The organism is Psychrobacter sp. T6-1 (genome assembly GCF_052258445.1).
The window spans coordinates 1-614 of sequence record NZ_JBQQFC010000758.1; the positions used below are offsets into that span (position 1 = coordinate 1).

1 protein-coding gene is annotated in these 614 nt (G+C 46.1%); it reads right to left on the reverse strand.

Features of this window, described 5'->3' with window-relative positions; all coding sequences use genetic code 11:
• Nucleotides 1–614: lipoate protein ligase C-terminal domain-containing protein (locus ACTXGO_RS15830; RefSeq protein ID WP_443575193.1), on the reverse strand; the 614-nt coding region annotated here is incomplete at both ends.

The window sequence follows — 614 nt, forward strand, 5'->3', positions numbered from 1 at the left end:
TCATCAAGCAACCACTCAGAAACATCATCAACTTGCGCGGCTAATTCAGCATGTGCTTGGGCTAGCTCAGCAAGCTTAGCTTTTACCTCACTACGATTGTATTTAGTGCCCGTTAAAGTCTGCTTCAACACGTCGATCAGCTCCACATTTAGTGCATCCGAGAAGATAACCACCTCCGTAATCACGGCCTGCTGAACATCCATATGTAAATCAATAATACCCCAATCAAAACGGGTTTCTATATGATGATTAAACTGCGGCGTCTTACCAAAGCGCCAGTCCCAATCGGCCATTTGCTGATAGTATTTATCTAGCGCTGGCTGCTTGGCGAGACTGGCTTCATCCAACTCTTCTACGGGCGTAGTGTCGCCATAATCGGTGTCATGATAGTACTCACAAAATGCCTCGATAATCGCATTAGATAAGGTCTCGTGATTGATGTCTGCATTAAATTCAACCAAATTGGCTACGCGCGCACGTACCGATTTAATGCCTTTGGCTTGCAACTTGAGTGGGTGCGGATTGAGATAATCGCCCAGCTTTTGCATATTGGCATTGACCAATAAAGTACCGTGATGAAAGCTGCGATCCGCCGCATGTTTAAAGGCGCTACC